The 4,525-nt window shown below is 60.6% G+C and carries 5 protein-coding genes; 4 read left to right on the top strand and 1 reads right to left on the bottom strand.

Features of this window, described 5'->3' with window-relative positions:
- The 4 genes from AC1DUU_RS24130 to AC1DUU_RS24115 all read left to right on the top strand — a co-directional run.
- Positions 1-454, top strand: a 454-nt coding sequence (locus AC1DUU_RS24130; RefSeq protein WP_476785910.1) for a DUF2778 domain-containing protein, incomplete at its 5' end; no start/stop codon positions are given.
- A 43-nt stretch (positions 455-497) separates the two neighbouring features.
- The gene (locus AC1DUU_RS24125; RefSeq protein WP_476785909.1) at positions 498-692 is read left to right on the top strand and encodes a hypothetical protein; all 195 of its coding nucleotides are present in this window, start codon (positions 498-500) and stop codon (positions 690-692) included.
- Positions 693-918: 226 nt separating this feature from the next.
- The gene (locus tag AC1DUU_RS24120) at positions 919-2,517 is read left to right on the top strand and encodes an arylsulfatase (protein ID WP_476785908.1); all 1,599 of its coding nucleotides are present in this window, start codon (positions 919-921) and stop codon (positions 2,515-2,517) included.
- Positions 2,518-2,628: 111 nt separating this feature from the next.
- Positions 2,629-3,546: a cation diffusion facilitator family transporter gene (locus AC1DUU_RS24115; protein WP_476785907.1), complete on the top strand. Its 918-nt coding sequence runs from the start codon at positions 2,629-2,631 to the stop codon at positions 3,544-3,546.
- 1 nt (position 3,547) lies between these two features.
- On the opposite strand, the gene AC1DUU_RS24110 is transcribed toward AC1DUU_RS24115, so the two are convergent.
- Positions 3,548-4,435: a LysR substrate-binding domain-containing protein gene (locus AC1DUU_RS24110; protein WP_476785906.1), complete on the bottom strand. Its 888-nt coding sequence runs from the start codon at positions 4,433-4,435 to the stop codon at positions 3,548-3,550.
- Between the last annotated feature and the right edge of the window lie 90 nt (positions 4,436-4,525).

The following is a 4,525-nucleotide window of genomic DNA, read 5'->3' as shown; positions in this document are numbered from 1 at the left end:
GCGCAATCTGTTCGGCGGTGGATCAAGGGCGGGAGGCGGTGTCGCCGTCTACGATATCAGCGCCGCCAAGGTCTACATGCCCGACGGCAGCGTGCTCGAGGCCCATTCGGGCGTCGGCAACATGGCCGACGACCCGCGCTACGTGAACGTCAAGATGAACGGGCCGACCCCGCCCCACACCTATAACCTGAAGATGCGCGAAAGCCGCTTCCACGGCGTCGAGGCGATCCGCATGCTCCCCGTCGACGGCAAGAACAAGTACGGCCGCGACGGCTTCCTCACCCACAGCTACTTGCTGCGCGGCAGACAGGCGGAATCCCATGGCTGCGTCGCCTTCAAGGACTACCAGCGCTTCCTCACCGCCTTCAAGCAGGGCAAGGTCAGGCAGATCGTGGTGGTGCCAAGCGGCGGACGATCGAACATTCGCCTCGCCTCCAACGGCAGCAGCACCTGACAGGGCCACAGCCCAGCTATGCTCCACTGATCGGGAGGCCAAGATGTCGGGACTTTACATCAATCAACTCGAGCGCCTGAAGACGGCCAAGGCAAACGAGTTGCTGCAGGCAGATCGGTTGGAGGATGCGAAGGCCACAAATGTCGCGGCTCCCCCTGAGCCCGTCGATGGACCTATTGAAATCAAGCTGGACAGTTCCGGCGTGCCCAAGGTCAGGATCAAGGCGTCCAGATCTTAGAAATTCTATTACCCACTCGGACCACAGGCAGGCTCGATCGTAGCCGCCACGCTTCGATGCATGCCGCAATAGTGGCGACCGATTGACTAGCCGGCATGACTTGGAGATGTTTCCATTTCTGACGTCTTACGGCCTGTGGCAAGGTCTGCGCGATTGTCCGGATCCGGCTGCCAGGTTTCTGCACTTTTGTAGCGTTTCCATACCAACAGCGACGGGGGATCGACTGATGAAAGCCTTGTCACGCCATTCGCGTGTCCTGGCAATTTGTGGGGCGTTGCTGCTATCGAGCGCTGCTAGCTCCATGGCGCAATCGGTGCTGAGCAAGGCTGAACGCACCAGCGAAAGCATGGAACCGGCACTCCAGCATTCCGATCAGGCTGCGGCAGCACAGGCCAAGCTCGATGCGCTACAAGCCAAGACCGGCAAACGCCCGAACATCGTCTGGCTGGTCATCGACGACATGGGCTATGGCGATCCAGGGGCGTATGGCGGTGGCGCTGCCATCGGAGCGGCGACGCCCAACATGGACAGGCTGGCGCAGGAAGGTCTCAAGCTGACTGCGACCTACGCCCAGCCCACCTGTACGCCGACGCGCTCCGCCATTCTGACCGGCCGTTTGCCGGTGCGAACCGGCCTCACCCGCCCGATCCTCGCCGGCGACACGATCACCAAGAACCCGTGGGCTGACGAAACGTCGTTACCGAAGCTACTTGGCGAGGCCGGCTACACGACTGTCTTGTCAGGCAAATGGCACGTTGGCGCTGCCGAGGGCATGCGGCCACATGAGATCGGCTTCGACGAATTCTACGGATTCTACGAGGCGGAGAAGGAAATCAGCCAGAGCGTCGACAAGCGCCGTTATCCTGACCTCGTACTCAATCCCGAGCGTCTCGAAATGCTGCGCAGGACCGGTTCAAGCGACTCCCTGGTGCACGGACTCAAGGGCGGCGAAACAACCGACGTCGTCAAGATCGACAGCATCGAGACGATGGCGGAAGGCGACCGGATGACGAAGGAGTTCAGCGTCGCCAAGATCAAGGAACTTGCCGCCGGCAAAGCTCCCTTCTTCCTGGAGCACGCCTTCATGAAGGTGCACGCGGATAATTTCGCCAGCAAGGCATTCGAGGGCAAAAGCGCCAGCAAATATCCCTACAAGGACGATGTCGTCGAGGTCGACGCCTATATCGGCGAAATCGTCAAGACGCTCGACGAAGCAGGTGTGCTCGATAACACCTTCATCTTCGTCACCTCCGACAACGGGCCGCAATTGGATAGCTGGCCTGATGCAGGATACACGCCATTCCGCGGCGCCAAAGCGTCCGCGTGGGAAGGTGGCGTGCGCGTTCCCGGCATCGCCTATTGGAAGGGCATGATCGCACCGGGTCGCCAGAGCGATGATCTCTTCGACCTGATGGACCTGTTCAACACGTCGCTTCACCTCGCCGGCATCCAAGCCAAGATCCCGACCGACCGCTACATCGACGGTATCGACCAGACTTCGTTCCTGCTCGCCGACGATGGCCGCTCCAACCGCGAGAAGGTCTTCATCTGGAGCGAACAGAACCTGATGGCCATGCGCATGTATGAATACAAGATCCATGTGAAGGTGGTCGAGGAACATGCGCAGTGGCTGAACATCGACATGACCACCATCAGCGACGTCGGCCTCGCGCCTTGGCTGTTCAACCTCTACATCGACCCCAAGGAGCAGTATCCCGTCGGGCACCGCATGAATGCCTTCCTGGCCTCGATGGCGGCCGAGATGAAGGGGCATGCCGCGACCTTCAAGAAATACCCGCCAAAAAACATCGGACTGGGCCAGTAGCGCGGAACACCTCACGAACCGAACTCTTGGCCTGCTGGCGCCCCCTAAGCCTGCAGCGCCTCAACCCCACGGGCGGTGGACATCGGCACCCGGCTATTTCATAGCTACGCCATGCTCACCGAAACGAAGGTCCTGAGAATCTCCATCGCCGTGACATTCGTCGTCGCGCTTTTCGGCATTGTCTTCGGCATTTTAAGCGGTTCGTTCTCGATCGCTTTCGACGGGGCCTACTCGCTTGCCGATGCGACCATGACGATCCTGGCGCTGATCGTCGCACGCCTCATCACCAGCAATGCCACCCACAACCGCCGGCTGCACAAGCGTTTTTCGCTCGGCTTCTGGCACCTGGAGCCCATCGTCTTGGGCATGAACGGCATCGTCTTGATGAGCGTGTCGATCTACGCCCTGATCAATGCCATCGCCAACCTGCTTGCCGGCGGCCATCAGCTCGAGTTCGACTTCGCCATCATCTATGCGGCAGTGACGCTAGCCACGTGCCTGACCATGGCATTCATCGGCAGCCGCGCGAACCGAAAAATCCAGTCCGACTTCGTCACCTTGGACGTCACCGCATGGATGATGTCCGGCGGCATCACGGCTGCGCTACTGGTTGCCTTCATCGGTGGCAGCTTGGTCGAAGGCACCGGGCTCGCCTGGATCGCGCCCTATGTCGACCCCGTCGTGCTGGCGCTGGTGTGCCTAATCATCATCCCGATGCCCATCGGCACCGTCCGCCAGGCGTTTTCGGACATTTTGCTGATCACGCCGGAAACGCTCAAGGCCCATGTCGACGAGATCGCCCGCGCAACCGTAAAGAAACACGGCTTTGTTTCTTATCGCGCCTATGTCGCCAAGGTCGGCCGTCTGACGCAGATCGAGCTCTATTTCATCGTGCCTCCCGGCCTGCCCGCGAAATCGATCGAGGATTGGGACCGGCTGCGCGACGAAATCGGCGACGCCCTTGGCGATGAAGGTCCCGACCGCTGGCTGACGATCGCCTTCACCGCCGACAAGGAATGGGCGGAGTAGCTCAGCCTATTTGCGCCTCTTCCATGAGCCAGGCAATGAAGCGCGCGATAGCGGGCCGTTCAGAGACATGCGGCAAGGTGACGGCATAATACGCGAACGCGGTCGGCCATGGGCGTTCGATGGCGACAGCAAGCCGGCCAGAGGCGATTTCTTCCCTCGCATAGATATCGCGAATGAGCGCCATGCCTTGCCCTGCTTCGGCGGCGCGGATCAGCAGAAAATCGTCGTCGAACGAAGGTCCCCGCTCGATACGCGCATCGCCTTCGATCCCCATCGCCTTGAGCCACAGCCGCCAGTCGGCCCTGTCTGAGTCCTGCAGGAGGGGGTAGGCAAGGCAATCGCCGGGCTCCTTTATTTGAGGTCCGCTGGCAAGCAGCGCGGGGCTCGCCACCGGTATCAGTTCGGGGGCCATCAGATGGATGGCATCAAGGCCCGGATAGTCGCCAAGGCCGTGGCGGATTGCGACATCCACCCTCCCCTTGCGCAGATCCACCAGCACGGATGATGCCTCGACCCGAACCTCGATCTCAGGGTGCCGGCTGGTGAAGCGTCCCAGGCGAGGAACGAGCCAGGACGCCGCGAATGATGGCACGGTACACACAGTGACGGATTGCACCGCATTTCTGGCCTCGAGTAGGTCGAGGCCATTTTCGATCTGGTCAAAGGCACGAAGGACCGCCGGATGGACGCTGGCGCCGGCTTCGTTGAGCGCAACGCCATATCGTGTCCGCGAAAACAGAGGCGCGCCAGTGCGCTCCTCAAGCAACCTCAATTGCTGGCTCACGGCCCCAGAAGTCACCCCCAACGCTTCAGCGGCACGCTTGATACTGCCGTGGCGTCCGGTTTCGGCGAAGGCTCGCAGTGCCAGCAAAGGAAGAACCCGACCCATCAGATGTCCGATCTAGAAATGAATTCATCTAAACTCTTTCAAGAAGCAATTCCGCCTTCGAACTACCACATCTTGCGCCAATTATCCATC

The sequence above is a fragment of the Aminobacter sp. P4_H6_2 genome (assembly GCF_056400805.1).
Note: the sequence above shows the minus strand (reverse complement) of the source record. Positions and strands in the feature narration are given on the sequence as shown.